We start from the raw sequence: 14,346 nt of genomic DNA, 5'->3' as shown, positions 1-14,346 counted from the left end.
TTGATGAAAGCTCTTTTCCGTAGAAGTGCAGGTCTCATCCTGCTGCTCGCTGCCCTGCCCGCCTTCGCAGACGAAGCGGCCACCACGCAGAAGCCGATCGCGGTGCAGATGTACACCCTGCGCAATGCAGGCTCGCTCGACCAGCAGCTGAAAATCGTCCACGACGCGGGCGTGCGCGCGGTGGAGACCGTCGGAACGCAGAACGTCAGCGCTCCGGAACTGAAGCGACTGCTGGACCGGTACTCGATCAGGGCGGTTTCGTCGCACGTGCAGCTGGCCGAGCTGCGCGACAACCTCGATGGCGTGGTGGCCTTCAACCGCTCGATCGGCAACACCACACTGGTGGTGCCCTACCTGGACCAGAAGGACCGTCCGCGCGATGCCGCCGGCTGGACCGCATTGGGCCAGGAGCTGGGCCGGATCGCCAGGCAGGTGCGCGGCAAGGGCATGCAGCTGGCCTATCACAACCACGATTTCGAGCTGGCCGACTTCGACGGTCAGACCGGGCTGGAGCTGCTGTTCGCAGCGGCCGGACCCGATCTGAAGACCGAACTGGACCTGGCCTGGGTCGCGCGAGCGGGACTGGACCCGGCGGTGATGCTTGGCAAGTTCCGCGGTCACGTTTTTGCGGTACACGCCAAGGACAATGCACCCAAGGGCCAGGCCGAAGACGAAGGTGGTTTCGCTGCGGTCGGCCAGGGCGTGCTGGACTGGAACGCGATCCTGCCGGCCGCCGCCACCGCTGGCGTGCAGTGGTACATCGTCGAACACGACCAGCCACGCGATCCGGCCAAGGTCATCCAGGCCGGCGCGGACTACCTGCGTGAACACCTGCCCAACGTGCCCGCCCGTGCACGGCACTGACGCATGAAGGAGTTCCCCATGAAAATGATCCTGGCAGTGGCCGTAGCCCTGGGCGGCGTGAGCCATGCAGCCGCAGCCTGGGCCAAGGACGATCCCGCCGCCGGCGCGAAGCTCTACGCCCAGCACTGCACTGCCTGCCACGGTGCTGAACGCGCCGGCGTACCGCCGACCTTCCCGGCGCTTACCGACGTCGGCAAGCGGCTTCAGCCCGCCCAGGTCAAGGACAAGATCAGGAAGGGCGGAGGATTGATGCCGCCCTTTGCCCAGCTGTCGCAGCAGGAGATCGACGACCTCGCCAGCTATCTGGCGAAGTAGGCGGCCGGCGACCACGCCGGCCGCGTGCCGCTACAGTTCGCGCACCCAGATGTTGCGGTAGCTGACCCTGGAGTCATGCTCCTGCAGATAGAGCGGCGCACATCCGTGCGGTGAGTAGGAGGGAGGACCGATGTACTCGGTCCTGCCCGCCACAGCCGTATCGTCCTGCACCAGAACACCGTTGTGCAGCACCGTGATGCGCGCCGGCGAGAGCAGCCCACCGCCCGGAGAGAAGCGCGGTCCCTTCCAGATGATGTCGTAGGCCTGCCACTGCCCCGGTGCGCGCGAGGCGTTCACCAACGGCATCGCCTGCTTGTAGATCGAACCCGCCTGGCCGTTGGCATACGTCGGGTTGTGGTAGCTGTCGAGCACCTGCAACTCATACAGTTCCTGCAGGAAGATGCCGCTGTTGCCCCGGTTCTGGCCGTCGAAGCCTTTCGTCTCGGTGGGGGTACGCCATTCGACATGCAGCTGGATATCGCAGAAGCGCTGCCTGGTGCGGATGCCCTTGCTGCCCGGAACGACGGTCATGGCGCCATCGGCAACCTTCCAGGGTACACGCCCTCCCTGCTCCGCCTCCCAGGCCGAGACATCCTTGCCATCGAACAGCACGATGGCGTCCGACGGCGCCTTGCCCGGTGGCGTGGCCACCACCGCAGGCACCGGCGTCCACACCTCGGTCTTCTTCGGGTCACGCGCAGCATCGGCACCGTCCTGTGCGAATGCCGTCGCAGCGGCAAGCAGGCCGGCGGTGCCCAGCAGAGCGCGGATCATCCGGGTGTCGCCCATCAGCTGGTCCCCCATGCAGGCGTACCGGGAACGTAGGCAAGGTCGCCGTCGTAACGTCCCGGCACGGCGACGTATTGCAGCACCCCGGTCGCACCGACCTTGGAGGTGAAGAAGCCAAAGATGGCCAGTTGCTTGATCATCGTGAAGTAATGCGGCATCGCCTCGCCTTCTTCTGGCGTACCGGTCTCGGTCACATCGGCATTGCGCGCCTTGGCTTCGGCATCCAGGGTACGCAGCAACCCGGTGCGTGCCTCCGGCGTGAGCGACAGGAAGCGGCCACCGGCACGCTTGTCGATGTCGGCCAGGCCGGCACGGAACACCGCCTGCTGGCGAGCGGTGTAGCAGTCGCTGACGAACGTCGCCATGAACGCACCGGCGCCCGCGTCCTTCGCCCCGGGTGTCCGGGTCCGCGGCAGGATGGTCTCGGCGATCTCGTCCAGCGTGCCGATATCGGCATCGGTGAACGCGGGCATTGCCCCCGCGGCCGGCGCCTGCCCTTGCACCAGCGCCGGCAGGCCAACCATGGCCGCACCGGTGGCGGCGACGATCATCTTCAGCAGTTCGCGGCGATCCATCAGAAGTTCCCCGCTTTCAGTTCGCGCACCGCATGGTCGGCGGCGCGGGCCGTCAATGCCATGTAGGTCAGCGAGGGATTCACGCAGGCGCTGGAGGTCATGCAGGCACCATCGGTCACATAGACGTTGGGCGCATCCCAGACCTGGTTGTGTGCGTTCAGTACGGAGCTCTTGCGGTCACGTCCCATGCGCGCGGTCCCCATCTCATGGATGCCCTTGCCCGGGGCATAGTCGTTGTCGTGCATCTTCACGTCCTTGACCCCGGCCGCCTCCAGCATCTCGGCGGCATCGGCGGCCATGTCCTTGCGCATCGCCAGTTCGTTGGCACGCATGGACACATCCATCGCCAGCACCGGCAGCCCCCACTTGTCCTTGCGGTTGCGGTCCAGGCGGATCGCATTGTCGTGGTACGGCAGCATTTCACCGAACCCGGTCATGCCGATGCGCCAGTCGCCCGGCACGGTCAGCGCCTCCTTCAGGTCGGCACCGATGTTCAGCTCGGCGATCTCGCGCGACCAGCCGGTGCGGCTGGCACCGCCCTGGTAACCGAACCCGCGCAGGTAGCCGCGCTTGTCGGCGGCCACGTTGCGGAACCGCGGAATGTAGAAACCGCAGGGACGACGACCGAAGTAGTACTTGTCTTCGTAGCCCTCGACCCGGCCCGAGGCGCCCGCACCGAAATGATGGTCCATCACGTTGTGCCCGAGCTCACCCGACGAAGAGCCCAGCCCCCCGTCCCAGACGTCGGTCGCCGAATTCATCAGCAGCCAGGTCGAGTTGAACGACGATGCATTGAGGAAGATGACCTTGGCCGTGTACTGGTAGGTCTGGCCTGTTTCGGCGTCGATGACCTCCACGCCGCGCGCACGCTTGCGGTCCTTGTCGTAGAGCACTTCCTTGACGATCGAGAACGGCCGCAAGGTCAGGTTGCCGGTCTTCATCGCCGCCGGCAGCGTCGCCGACTGGGTCGAGAAATAGGCACCGAAGGGACAGCCCAGGATGCACTTGTTGCGGTACTGGCAGTTCACGCGGCCCTGCTCGGGCATCGGCTGGGTGATGTTGGCAGTGCGCGAGTGGATCATATGCCGTGTTCCGCCGAAGGCCTTCTTGATCCGCGCGGCCACATCCTTCTCGACGATGTTCAAGGGAATCGGCGGCAGGAATTCGCCGTCCGGCAACACGTCCAGTCCTTCGCGCGTGCCGGCAATGCCGGCGAACCTCTCTACATGGTCGTACCACGGCGCGATGTCGGCATAGCGGATTGGCCAATCGGTGGCGATGCCGTCCTTGAGGTTGGCCTCGAAATCCAGATCGGAGAAGCGATAGCTCTGCCGCCCCCACATCAAGGAACGACCACCGACGTGGTAGCCACGGAACCAGTCGAAGCGCTTGGTCTCGATGTAGGGCGAGTCCTGCTCGTTGGCCCACATCCCTTCCAGGTTCTCAGCCAGCCCGTAGTCGCGCATCAGCACCGGGAACGCGGCCTTCATTGCCTGCGTTGGCCGGTTGCGGTGCGGGAAATCCCACGCCTCCTTCATCGCGTTGACGTAGTCCTTGACGTGCTCGATGTTGCGCCCGCGTTCCAGCATCAGGACCTTCAGGCCCTTCTCGGTCAGCTCCTTCGCTGCCCAGCCGCCACTGATTCCCGAGCCAACAACAATGGCGTCGTAGTGATTATCTGCCATGGGTCTCTCACCTGGGTGGATATCGTTTCAGACGTCGCAGAGGCGGATCGCCTCGCGCAATGAGGCAACGGGATCGGGCGCGGCAGGCGTGAACTCCTGCGCCAGATACCCCTTGAAACCGGTGTCGCGGATCGCGCGGCAGATCGCTGCATAGTTCAGCTCCTGCTGGTCTCCGATCTCATGCCGGCCAGGCACGCCTGCGGTGTGGTAGTGCTTGAAGCAGGCGTGATGCTTGCCGATGGTGGCGATGATGTCGCCCTCCATGATCTGCATGTGGTAGATGTCGTACAGCAGGCCGAAGTTGTCCGAGCCGAGCCGCTGGCACAGCTCCACGCCCCAGGCCGAGTGGTCGCACAGGTAGTCGCGGTGATCGACCTTGGAGTTGAGCAGCTCCATCACCAGCACCACACCGCGCTTCTCGGCATGCCCGAGGATGCGCTTGAGGCCAGCCTCGGCATTGGCCATGCCGTCATGCGGGTCCATACCGTTGCGGTTGCCGGAGAAGCAGATGAGATTCCGGTAACCGGCATCGGCCACCAGATCGATGTGCCGCGTGTAGCGCTCTACCAGCTGGTCGTGGAACTCACGGCCGGCAAAGCCCTTGGTAAGGCCCAGCTCCGCGCCGTTGCACATCGAGCTGTAGACGCCATGGGCCTTCAGCGTGGGCCAGTCTTCGGGGCCGACCAGGTCGATCGCGGCAAAGCCGATGTCCTTCACCGTCGCGCAGAGCTGGGCAACTGACAGCTGCGGGAAGGTCCAGCGGGCCACGGCCTGCTTCAGGTTGCCCTTCAGCGGTGCAGTGGTGGCGAATGCAGGCAACGCTCCCGCAGTACCCAGAGCTACGCCTCCAGCAACCGCCATGCGCAGCGCATCGCGCCGCGTGAGCCCCCTCGAAGGAGCCGGTCTGATCGAATGGATGGACATCCACCTTCCGGCCTCCCAACCGGTATCAAACGCAACGATTCACAGCAATGCAATCGATTGCACCATAGGGGAGGAAATTGGATGCTTGCAAGTTGCGGTGCACGAAAATTCAATGCTGCGGGGCACAACTCCGTAGCAATCGCGGACAAAGAAAAGCCCCGCATGAGCGGGGCTTTCTTTTCTGCTGCAGGCGAGCGTCCGATCAGAACGGAATATCGTCGTCAGCGAAGTCGTCCATCGGCGGCGCCTGCTGCGGCTGCGGGCGCTGGTTGCCGCCCTGGTTGCCGTAACCGCCGCCCTGGTTGCCGCCCTGGTTGCCATAGCCACCGCCCTGGCCGCCACGCTGGCCACCGCCGCCACCGTACTCCTGGCGCGGCGCCTGCTGGCGCTGCGGACGATCGCCGCCGTAGTTGCCACCACCGCCACCTTCACCGCGGCCGCCCAGCATCTGCATTTCATCGGCGATGATGTCCGTGGAGTACTTCTCCACGCCGTCCTGGCCGGTGTACTTGTCGTAGCGCAGGCTGCCTTCGACGTAGACCGAGCTGCCCTTGCGCAGGTACTCGCCGGCGATCTCGCCGAGCTTGCCGAAGAACACCACGCGGTGCCATTCGGTGCGCTCCTGCTGGTTGCCATCCTTGTCCTTGCGGACGCTGGTGGTGGCCAGGCTGATGCGGGTGATCGCCATGCCGCTCTGGGTGTACTTCACGTCCGGGTCGTTGCCGAGATTGCCGACCAGGATGACTTTGTTGATGCCGCGCGCCATAGATGGATTCTTCCGTTGTCCGGGGCTGGACCAGTGATAGCACACCCGACGGGGTGCCGATACGCTGGACCTCCCGCGGTTGCGAATGGGGGGATATCGGAACGAGGCATCTTACCATTCCCTTCGCCCCCGGCCCGTCGGGAATCCGGCCGATCCGGGTCGGAACCGACCTCAACGAAGCAGGGGGCGATCCAGCAGCAAGCCGGTGACCCGTGTGACCTCCCCCACCGCCACCACCCTGGGCCCTTCATGGCAGTGGAAGCGCACGCCGGGCCGGATACGCTCCCGGTGCAGCCCCGCCCTGAGCACCTCATTGACCACGGTCAGGCCGGCCAACAGGGGCTCGCCCACCGGCAGCGGCAGCTCGGTCGCCCAGCTGTCGCCCTCGGCGTGACGGAAGTCGGGCCAGATCATGAACAGCTCTGGCGCCCCGGCGTCATCGGCGTAGGCGAAGTCCCAGCGGATACCGTTCCGGGCCGGGCTGCGACGCCCACCCTCCTCTGGCGCAAGGATGCGGATCCGCGCCTCGAAATCGTCGGGGACACCCGGGTACAGGCGAAAGGTCACCGCTTGGCTCCATCAGGCTATGGTGTTGACCGTCGCACGACCGCGACCGTGGCCACAAGCAGTGACGGCCAGGACGGCCGGCAGCCACCCCATGGCATCATGCCCGGGCACCCTTCCCCCTGCCCCCTCCCGCGTTCCCATGACGATCAAAGGCAAAGCCACCTCCCTGGACATCGCCCATCTGGCCGGGGTCTCCCAGCCAACCGTGTCGCGGGCCCTGCGCGGCAGCCCGATGGTCAACGCCGAGACCCGCGAGCGCATCCTGCGCATCGCCCGCGAGCTGAACTACAAGGTCGACAAGAACGCCTCCAGCCTGCGCCTGCGCAACGCCGGCACGCTGGCCCTGCTGTTCTTCGAAGACCCGACCAACGACGATTCGCTGATCAATCCGTTCTTCCATTCGATGCTGGGCTCGATCACCCGCGCCTGCGCGCTGCACGGGCAGGACCTGCTGGTCTCGTTCCAGCAGCTGTCCACCGACTGGCAGGCCGATTACGAGGACAGCAACAAGGCCGACGGCATCATCCTGCTCGGCTACGGCGACTACCACGAATCGCGCGACCGCCTGCAGCGGCTGGTCGAACAGGGCACGCACTTCGTGCGCTGGGGCGCCGCCCTGCCCGGCCAGCCGGGCGTGTCGATCGGCAGCGACAACTTCCAGGGCGGGCATGACATCACCACCCACCTGCTGCAGCAGGGCTGCCGCCGCATCGCCTTCCTCGGCCATGCCTCCAGCCATTACCCCGAATTCCAGGAACGCTACCGCGGCCACGTCGCGGCCCTGCAGGACCACGGCCTGGCCGCCGAACCGGCGCTGCAGCACGATGCGATCACCACCGAGGCTTCCGGCCAGGAGGCCTGCCAGGCGCTGCTGGCGCGTGACGAGCCGATCGATGCGATCTGCGCCGCCAGCGACCTGATCGCCATCGGTGCGATGCGCGCCCTGCGCGAGGCCGGGCTACGGGTGCCGCAGGACGTGGCGGTGACCGGCTTCGACGACATCCCGCTGGCGGCCTCGGTGTCCCCGGCGCTGACCACGGTCCAGCAGGACACCAAGCAGGCCGGCCAGCTGCTGGTGGAGCGCCTGCTGGCGTTGATCGGCCGACAGCCGGTGCAGAGCCAGAGCATCCCGGTGAAGCTGGTGGTGCGGGAATCGTCGCTGCGCCGGTAGGCGCCGCAGGGCGGGATCGCTCTTGGCCTCGCCCTTGTTGTTTGGCTTGGTCTTACCCTAGTGCCAGTGCCGAGCCGTGCTCGGCAAACTACCCGCGACAGGCGCGCAGGTTCAGCGTGCCCCGGCCTTCGGCCCCAGCAACGCCAACAGCACATAGACCACTTCAGCGTGCCCCGGCCTTCGGCCCCAGCAACGCCAACAGCACATAGACCACGATCGAAGCGACGGTACCGAGCACCGCCGGCAATCCGTAGGCCCACGCCGAACGGCCCTGCTGGCGTGCCCACTGGGCCAGATACCAGGCCGAACCCAGGTTGATCAGCCAGGCAATGGCGAATGCCGGCCACTGCACGATGCCCACCGCGCGCAGCAGGGGCACGGACACCAGCGCGGCAACGATCGCCGCGATCAGGAAGATCAGTGCGGAGCGGGAATGGCGTGATCGTGCCGGTGAGCCGACAGGTAATTCCTTCAATTCCACAGCAGAGCCTCGATCCTGATGTTATCCAAAAGGAACCACGTACTGCACCCGAAGGGAAGCGTTCTGTAGGGTCGGGCCGTGCTCGACTGATCCGGCATGGCGCGAACGGCAGCCGAGCATGGGCTCGGCTCTACATGACAATCAACCCTGGGCGAAGTCCTTCAGGATCTCGCCGACGCCGCTGGGCGAGATCTCGAAGCCCAGCGAAGTGCCCGGGTTGATCACCACGCCGTAGCCACCCGGCACGCGGCGCAGCACGTCCAGCATCCGCCAGCGGATCTGGTGTTCGGCCTGCTGGCTGTAGATGCCCACCCGCGACGGATCGGTGAACACGGCCACGTGCAGGGTGCCCTGCTTGTCGAACAGCAGCGGGTCGAAGCCGCTGCCATCGGGGGTCACCAGGCTGCCGGTCAGCAGTACCACCTCGGAAGCGACGAAGGCCTCCATGAAGGCGCGGATCGGCACCGCCCCGTCCATCGCCGCCTTCAGCAGGGTTTCGATCGGGGTCTGCGGGGCGAGGTCGGTCATGGCGGTACGGCGGGGCGTGAGGGGGGGCCTATTGTAGGGTCGAGCCTGCTCGACTGCTCGAAGAGCGTGCCAACCGAGGTTGGCACCCACCAGAGCGGTAGCGCCGGGCCATGCCCGGCGGCGCCCTCACCGTCCCAGACGCTGGTCCCGAGCCTTCTGGTCGGTCATCGCCTTGTCCAGCTCGGCCTGCAGCGCTGGCTGCTGCACGGCGGCATCCAGCACATACACCTTCACGCCGTGTGCGGGCACTTCGGCCTCCAGGGAGGCATCCACCTGCAACGAACCGCCGTCCAGTGCATCGCGCCAGCGGCCGGACTGGACGTAACGCGCCACGGTGAGCGTCCTGGCCTGGTCGCCCTTGTTCAGCAGCACCAGCGCGGTCTGCGCCACGTCACCGTGCTGCAGCACGCGGAAGAACACCGCCTCATCGCCCTGCAGGCGTTCGTTCACCTGCAGGCCGCGCTGCAGGGCCGGGGTGACCTCGCGCAGCTTGGCAATGCGCTGCAGCGGCGCGAAGATCGGGCTCTGCGGTGCAGCGTCCACGCGCGGCTGGCCGAAGTAGGCACGGTTGCCTGCATGCTCGGCGCGGCCGCGCATGAAGCCGGTTTCCGAACCGTAATAAACCACCGGAATGCCGCGCGCGGTGAACAGCCAGTTGTGCGCGTCGATGAAGCCGGTGTCGCTGGCCTGAAGGCGCGGCATGTCGTGGTTGTCGTAGAAGCTCATCAGCTCGTACGGATTGGCATACGGGCCACCGCTCAGGTGCAGTGGCTCAGCCAGGGTCTCGAAGCCCTTGTTGGCGGTGCCGAAGGTCTGCTCCAGTGCGCCGCGCAACGGGAAATCGAGCACGCTCACGTTGGCATTGGATGGCCAGGTGTGCTCGGCAATGGTCGCCGCGTTGTAGTCGAAGGCTTCGCCAAACATGAACATGCCCGGGTGCTCGGCACGGATGCGCTTGACGAAGGCATGCCACCACGGGTGCGGCAGCCAGCCGATGGTGTCGATGCGCAACGCGTCCACGCCCTGCGCGGTCCATTGCAGGTAGGCGCCGACCAGGTAGTCCATCACCGCCGGATTGTCCTGGTTGAAGTCGGACAGCTCAGCCAGGTTGCCATCGAAGATCGAGCCATCCTTGCTGTCGACCGGTCCAATGTTGTTGTAGAACGCGTGCAGCGGGTTGTGCTTCGGATCCAGTTTCTGCGGCGGCAGGTTCTGGTGGTCGGCGATCAGTTTTCCGTCCTTGTCGAAGATCTGGCCGAACTGCGGCTGTCGCGTCGGCATGGTCCAGGCCGGCGAGCCGTGGTTGCCCACGATATCCAGCACCACCTTCAAGCCAGCACCGTGCAGGCCCTTGGTCAGCCCGGCGAAATCCAGGTTCTTGCTGGGCAGGTGCTCATCGAGCTTGTAGAAGTTGATGCCCCAGTACCCGTGGTAGCCGGTCTTGCCGCGGTCGGTCAGCGTGCTGGTGCAGCTGATCGGCCTGCTGCCGGTGAACGCCTCGTCCGGATTGTCCACGATCGGCGTGATCCATACCGCGCCGAAACCGAGGTTGCGGATGTACTGCGCGTTGTCGAGCACACCGCGGAAATCACCACCGAGGTAGCCGATGTTGCCGTCCACCTTGTCCGGGCACGGCACTGGGATGTCGAAGGTGCGGTGCGCGCCACCCTGGTCACGATGGTCATTGGCCGGGTCACCGTTGACGAAGCGGTCGGTGACCACGAAGTACACCGCATCGCTGGCGAACGGCTCGGTGGTGCCGACGTAGTCCGGGCGCGGCGTGGCCACGGCCTGGCCGGCGAACAGGGCAAGGGAAACAGCAACAGCCAACGCAGCACGCATCACACTACCTCCGGACGGGACGGAACCCGCAGCACGCACAGGCCGGCCAGGAACAGGCTGCAGCCGCCCAGCACCAGCACATGCATCGGCTGGCCACCCAGCCATGCGCGCAGGGCAAAGCCGAGCGCACTGGCCGCCACCAGCTGCGGGATCACGATGAAGAAATTGAAGATGCCCATGTACACGCCCATCTTCGACGCCGGCACGCTGTCGGACAGCAGTGCATACGGCAACGACAGGATCGAGGCCCAGGCAAAGCCGACGCCGACCATCGACAGCAGCAGCCAGTGCGGGTCGCGGATGAACATCAGCGAGACCAAGCCGGCGCCGCCCAGCCACAGGTTGACCAGGTGGCTCCAGCGCAGGCCGATCGCACGCACCATCGGCGGAATCAGCACCGCCGCCAGCGCAGCGAAGCCGTTGTAGGCGCCAAACAGCACGCCCACCCAGTTGGCACCTTCGTTGTAGGCGGCAGACTGTGGATCGGTCGAACCGAAGTGGGTACCGGCCACCGCAGCGGTGGTGTAGATCCACATGGCGAACAGCGCGAACCACGAGAAGAACTGCACCCACGCCAGGCGGCGCATGGTGACCGGCATCGCGCGCAGGTCGCCGACGATGGCGGCCAGCATATGCGTGGCCGGCAGCGCGCGCGCGGCCGCCAGCAGCAGGCCGTAGCCGGCGCACAGGCCGGCCAGCACGTACAGCATCCGGTCGCCTTGCCGCCAGGCGATCAGCAGCGCCAACAGCACACCCAGCCCAAGCCACAGGGTCACCCGCGTCCATGGAGCCGGGCCGTTGATCGCGGCCGCCGCGTGATGTTCCGGTGGCTCGGCATCATCGAACCCGGCCAGCTCCGCCGGTGAATATTCGCGGGTGCTGACCACCGTCCAGGTGATCGCCGCCAGCAGCACCACCGCGCCGAAGTAGAACGCATAGCGCACAGTGTCGGGCACTTCCCCGGCGGACGCGGTGTTGGCAACGCCGAAGTGGGCCAGGATGAACGGCAGAAAGCTGGCGACGATGGCACCCACGCCGATGAAGAAGCTCTGCATGGCATAGCCGGCCGGACGCTGGCGTGGCGCCAGCTGGTCACCGACGAAGGCACGGAACGGCTCCATCGATACGTTGATCGAGGCATCCAGTACCCACAGCGTGCCGGCCGCAATCCACAGCGTCGGCGAGTTCGGCATCACCAGCAGCGCCAGCGTGGTCAACACCGCACCGATCATGAAGTACGGACGACGGCGCCCCCAGCGCGTCCAGGTGCGGTCGGACAGGTAGCCGATTACCGGCTGCACCAGCAGGCCGGTCAGCGGCGCGGCAATCCACAGCCCTGGCACCGCGTCGATATCCGCGCCCAGCGTCTCGAAGATGCGGCTGGCATTGGCGTTCTGCAGGGCGAATCCGAACTGGATGCCGAGGAAGCCGAAACACATGTTCCAGATCTGCCAGAACGACAGCTGCGGTTTTGCCGTGCGATTCATCGTGCACCCTCTTCCATCGCCACCGGCGCCACCGTCAGCGCCTGCACCTGGGCCTGGTTGAGCACGCCTTCGCGGCCACCCTTGCCCCCGGTGTAGTGCGCGAAATGTTCAAGCGCGCTCATGTTGAAGCCTTCTTCGAGCGCGACGGTGCACTGCCCCTTGGCCACAACGAACGTTGCCGAAGTCGAGTCCTGCACCGCCACGCTGTGCGGCAGCGTAACCGTGTGCCGCTGCAACGGCTGGCCCGGGCACTGCAGCACCAGCTGCTTCACCGCAGCGGTGACGCCGGTGTTGATCGGCCCGTTCGGATTGCGGTACTGCAGGCGAAGACGCACCTGCCCGGCCTTGGCCGAGGTGAACTGCCAGCGATCCTCGCCCTTCAGCACCTGCTGCGGACCGACGCAGACCGTCGGGCTGTGCAGCGATTCCAATGCGTTGTCGCGCCGGGTCAGGCTGAGGCAATGCTGCAGGCCATCGTCACTGATGTGCGCCTGGCCGTTGCTGGCGGTGAGCGCGCGACCGTCCTGCCACAGCACCTGGCCGGCAGCGACCTCGACGTTCCAGCCCCTGCCCTTGCGCCGCGCCTGCGGTGCGGCCGGCGTGGCCGGTGCGCGCGCATTGGCGTCGGCCGTCATTGCTACGCTGCGCGGCGCCGCTGCTGCGGGGACCAGCTGCACGGTGGTGGTGGCACCACGCATCTTCACCTTGCCCGCTACCAGCAATCCATCGGCCAGCTGCTTCGGCCGCTCCAGCACATAACGCTTGCCGTTGGCCTCCAGGGAGATGCGGCGTTGCTTGCCGAACAGTTCGGGCACCAGCACGGCCGGCAGCTTGGGCTGCACGCGGCCATCGTCCTGCACGCCGAATACGCCTTCGACCACCATCGACAGATAGCCGGCCACCGACCACAGCTGGCGTTCGGAATTGACCACCGGGCCGCTCATTGCGCCTTCCTCGACATGCACGGCCTGGCTGACCAGCTCGTAGTTTTCCATGTTGGAGCCGGCCAGCGCGGCGCCCTGCATCAACGAGCGGATTTCGGCGGCGATGCGCGGCGCATCATCCAGCTGCCGCGCCGCGCGCAGCGAGTACGCACTGACGAACGGCCAGATCGCGCGATTGTGGTAGATCGGCTGCTGCGCCTCCTGCGGCCACACCACCGGGCTGCCGGCCGGGCCCATCGGATACGCCGCCAGCGCACGCCGCGCGCGCTCCGGCGGCAGCACCCCGGCCAGGATGCCCAGCGAAAGGCCGAGCAGATCCACCTTGGCGTACGGCACCGGGTGCGCGGCTTCACCGATGTAACTCATGTACTGGCCGATGTCTTCGCGCCAGAAGCGCGTATCGATCTGCTGCGCCAACGCATCGGCCCACGCCTTGTACTCGGCCGCGCGGGCATCGCCGTGCTGCCCGGCCAGGCGTTCGGCCAGGCGCAGTGCCTGGTAGTGCAGCACGTTGGTGGACAGCGCGTAGGAATCACCGATGAAGCGCACGTCCTCGCGGGTCCAGTCCGGATAGGTCTGCTCGCGCCAGTCCAGGAACGAGGTCTCGCCGCGGTACAGGCCCACCTGCGCATCGAACACCATCGCGCGGTCCTGTGCCAGCGTGCCCTGCAGCGCCTGCCAGACCTGATCGGCAAACGCCGGATCATCCAGCAGGTGGCGCGCGGCCAGGAACCACACCACGCGGTCGCTGCTGATCGGCCAGCTGCCGCCGGACCCGGTGTCCTGCGCCACGAACAGGCCGGGCGTGTGCCCGTCGCGCGCCGCCGACAGCTTGAACTGCAGCGACTGCCGGGTGCGCTGCGGGTCCAGCCGCGCCAACGCCAGATCGGCGGCGAAGCTGACATCGCGGGTCCACACATAGGGCCAGCGCGCGCCGGTCTGGAAGCACTCGCACGGCACCGGCCGGCCTTCGTCGAACGCGGGATCGCGAATCGCGTCCACACGGTCCTGGTCCATCTCCTGCTGGGCCAGCGCGAACAGTGCATCGAACATCACGCTGCCGGTCTGGCTGCGCATCGGTGCGGCTGCGATCTGCACTGCGCCCTTCGGCGCATGCAGCACGAAGCTGCCATTGGCAGCGGCTTCGGCGCGCGCATGGCGGCCGTCGAATTGCAGGTCGGCCGCCTGCGCGGTCGTCCCCAGCGCTGCCCCCAGGGCAGCGGTCAGGCAAATGATCTTCAGCATCGAAGCGGCGGACCGGCTTGCGCCCGTCGGCCTCCCTCCCTCTCTGCACGCGTTGTAGGTCCGCACCGTCGTTGCAGGCGGGCGGGCGCGGCCCCTCCCTCAAGGTGCCTGGGCCCCATGGTAGACGCGGGGCTGTCGACTGCGTCCAGTTGCATACGTATTC

The 14,346-nt window shown here is 66.5% G+C and carries 14 protein-coding genes; 3 read left to right on the top strand and 11 right to left on the bottom strand.

Features of this window, described 5'->3' with window-relative positions; genetic code table 11:
* Nucleotides 1–3 precede the first annotated feature (3 nt).
* Both AC5P9W_RS04510 and AC5P9W_RS04505 read left to right on the top strand, forming a co-directional pair.
* Nucleotides 4–864, top strand: coding sequence for a sugar phosphate isomerase/epimerase family protein (locus tag AC5P9W_RS04510; RefSeq protein WP_206621306.1), 861 nt, complete (start codon nt 4–6; stop codon nt 862–864).
* Between the two features lie 18 nt (nt 865–882).
* Entirely contained in the window at nt 883–1,179 is a 297-nt protein-coding gene (locus AC5P9W_RS04505; protein WP_065198060.1) for a c-type cytochrome, read from the top strand.
* A 30-nt stretch (nt 1,180–1,209) separates the two neighbouring features.
* Here AC5P9W_RS04505 and AC5P9W_RS04500 read toward each other — a convergent pair whose 3' ends face one another.
* The 6 genes from AC5P9W_RS04500 to AC5P9W_RS04475 form a co-directional block, all read right to left on the bottom strand.
* A complete protein-coding gene (locus tag AC5P9W_RS04500) occupies nt 1,210–1,983 on the bottom strand; it encodes a 3-keto-disaccharide hydrolase (RefSeq protein ID WP_346714663.1) in 774 nt (257 codons plus the stop codon).
* Nucleotides 1,968–2,543 (bottom strand): gluconate 2-dehydrogenase subunit 3 family protein, encoded by a 576-nt coding sequence (locus AC5P9W_RS04495; protein ID WP_021203063.1) that lies wholly within the window; start codon nt 2,541–2,543, stop codon nt 1,968–1,970. The genes AC5P9W_RS04500 and AC5P9W_RS04495 overlap by 16 nt, the downstream gene beginning before the upstream one ends.
* Entirely contained in the window at nt 2,543–4,228 is a 1,686-nt protein-coding gene (locus AC5P9W_RS04490; protein ID WP_206621307.1) for a GMC oxidoreductase, read from the bottom strand. Before AC5P9W_RS04490 ends, AC5P9W_RS04495 begins: the two co-directional genes overlap by 1 nt.
* 27 nt (nt 4,229–4,255) lie before the next feature.
* On the bottom strand, nt 4,256–5,152 hold the full coding sequence (locus tag AC5P9W_RS04485; RefSeq protein ID WP_021203061.1) for a hydroxypyruvate isomerase family protein: 897 nt from the start codon (nt 5,150–5,152) through the stop codon (nt 4,256–4,258).
* A 202-nt stretch (nt 5,153–5,354) separates the two neighbouring features.
* Nucleotides 5,355–5,918, bottom strand: coding sequence for a single-stranded DNA-binding protein (locus tag AC5P9W_RS04480; protein WP_111098242.1), 564 nt, complete (start codon nt 5,916–5,918; stop codon nt 5,355–5,357).
* Nucleotides 5,919–6,089: 171 nt separating this feature from the next.
* Nucleotides 6,090–6,485, bottom strand: coding sequence for a hypothetical protein (locus tag AC5P9W_RS04475; protein WP_058980790.1), 396 nt, complete (start codon nt 6,483–6,485; stop codon nt 6,090–6,092).
* Nucleotides 6,486–6,624: 139 nt separating this feature from the next.
* Between AC5P9W_RS04475 and AC5P9W_RS04470 the strand changes: the two genes are divergently transcribed.
* Nucleotides 6,625–7,656 carry a LacI family DNA-binding transcriptional regulator gene (locus tag AC5P9W_RS04470; RefSeq protein ID WP_021203058.1) on the top strand — a complete coding sequence of 344 codons (1,032 nt, stop codon included), beginning with the start codon at nt 6,625–6,627 and terminating at the stop codon, nt 7,654–7,656.
* A 163-nt stretch (nt 7,657–7,819) separates the two neighbouring features.
* Here AC5P9W_RS04470 and AC5P9W_RS04465 read toward each other — a convergent pair whose 3' ends face one another.
* The 5 genes from AC5P9W_RS04465 to AC5P9W_RS04445 form a co-directional block, all read right to left on the bottom strand.
* Nucleotides 7,820–8,137 (bottom strand): hypothetical protein, encoded by a 318-nt coding sequence (locus AC5P9W_RS04465; protein ID WP_111201188.1) that lies wholly within the window; start codon nt 8,135–8,137, stop codon nt 7,820–7,822.
* 141 nt (nt 8,138–8,278) lie between these two features.
* Nucleotides 8,279–8,665 (bottom strand): SseB family protein, encoded by a 387-nt coding sequence (locus AC5P9W_RS04460; RefSeq protein ID WP_021203054.1) that lies wholly within the window; start codon nt 8,663–8,665, stop codon nt 8,279–8,281.
* A 126-nt stretch (nt 8,666–8,791) separates the two neighbouring features.
* Nucleotides 8,792–10,507, bottom strand: a complete 1,716-nt coding sequence (locus AC5P9W_RS04455) for an alpha-amylase family glycosyl hydrolase (RefSeq protein ID WP_111098237.1) — start codon at nt 10,505–10,507, stop codon at nt 8,792–8,794.
* Nucleotides 10,507–11,994, bottom strand: a complete 1,488-nt coding sequence (locus tag AC5P9W_RS04450) for an MFS transporter (RefSeq protein ID WP_021203052.1) — start codon at nt 11,992–11,994, stop codon at nt 10,507–10,509. The genes AC5P9W_RS04455 and AC5P9W_RS04450 overlap by 1 nt, the downstream gene beginning before the upstream one ends.
* Nucleotides 11,991–14,183 (bottom strand): glucosidase family protein, encoded by a 2,193-nt coding sequence (locus tag AC5P9W_RS04445; protein ID WP_111101856.1) that lies wholly within the window; start codon nt 14,181–14,183, stop codon nt 11,991–11,993. The genes AC5P9W_RS04450 and AC5P9W_RS04445 overlap by 4 nt, the downstream gene beginning before the upstream one ends.
* Between the last annotated feature and the right edge of the window lie 163 nt (nt 14,184–14,346).

It is taken from the genome of Stenotrophomonas sp. YJH_SMC_33, from assembly GCF_059372295.1.
The sequence above is the reverse complement of the archived record's forward strand: the minus strand, read 5'-3'. Positions and strand labels throughout refer to the sequence as shown.

Coding starts and splice junctions, on each gene's coding strand:
- AC5P9W_RS04510 (WP_206621306.1), top strand. CDS start 4: ATGAAAGCTCTTTTCCGTAGAAGTGCAGGTCTCATCCTGCTGCTCGCT.
- AC5P9W_RS04505 (WP_065198060.1), top strand. CDS start 883: ATGAAAATGATCCTGGCAGTGGCCGTAGCCCTGGGCGGCGTGAGCCAT.
- AC5P9W_RS04500 (WP_346714663.1), bottom strand. CDS start 1,983: ATGGGGGACCAGCTGATGGGCGACACCCGGATGATCCGCGCTCTGCTG.
- AC5P9W_RS04495 (WP_021203063.1), bottom strand. CDS start 2,543: ATGGATCGCCGCGAACTGCTGAAGATGATCGTCGCCGCCACCGGTGCG.
- AC5P9W_RS04490 (WP_206621307.1), bottom strand. CDS start 4,228: ATGGCAGATAATCACTACGACGCCATTGTTGTTGGCTCGGGAATCAGT.
- AC5P9W_RS04485 (WP_021203061.1), bottom strand. CDS start 5,152: ATGTCCATCCATTCGATCAGACCGGCTCCTTCGAGGGGGCTCACGCGG.
- AC5P9W_RS04480 (WP_111098242.1), bottom strand. CDS start 5,918: ATGGCGCGCGGCATCAACAAAGTCATCCTGGTCGGCAATCTCGGCAAC.
- AC5P9W_RS04470 (WP_021203058.1), top strand. CDS start 6,625: ATGACGATCAAAGGCAAAGCCACCTCCCTGGACATCGCCCATCTGGCC.
- AC5P9W_RS04460 (WP_021203054.1), bottom strand. CDS start 8,665: ATGACCGACCTCGCCCCGCAGACCCCGATCGAAACCCTGCTGAAGGCG.
- AC5P9W_RS04455 (WP_111098237.1), bottom strand. CDS start 10,507: ATGCGTGCTGCGTTGGCTGTTGCTGTTTCCCTTGCCCTGTTCGCCGGC.
- AC5P9W_RS04450 (WP_021203052.1), bottom strand. CDS start 11,994: ATGAATCGCACGGCAAAACCGCAGCTGTCGTTCTGGCAGATCTGGAAC.
- AC5P9W_RS04445 (WP_111101856.1), bottom strand. CDS start 14,183: ATGCTGAAGATCATTTGCCTGACCGCTGCCCTGGGGGCAGCGCTGGGG.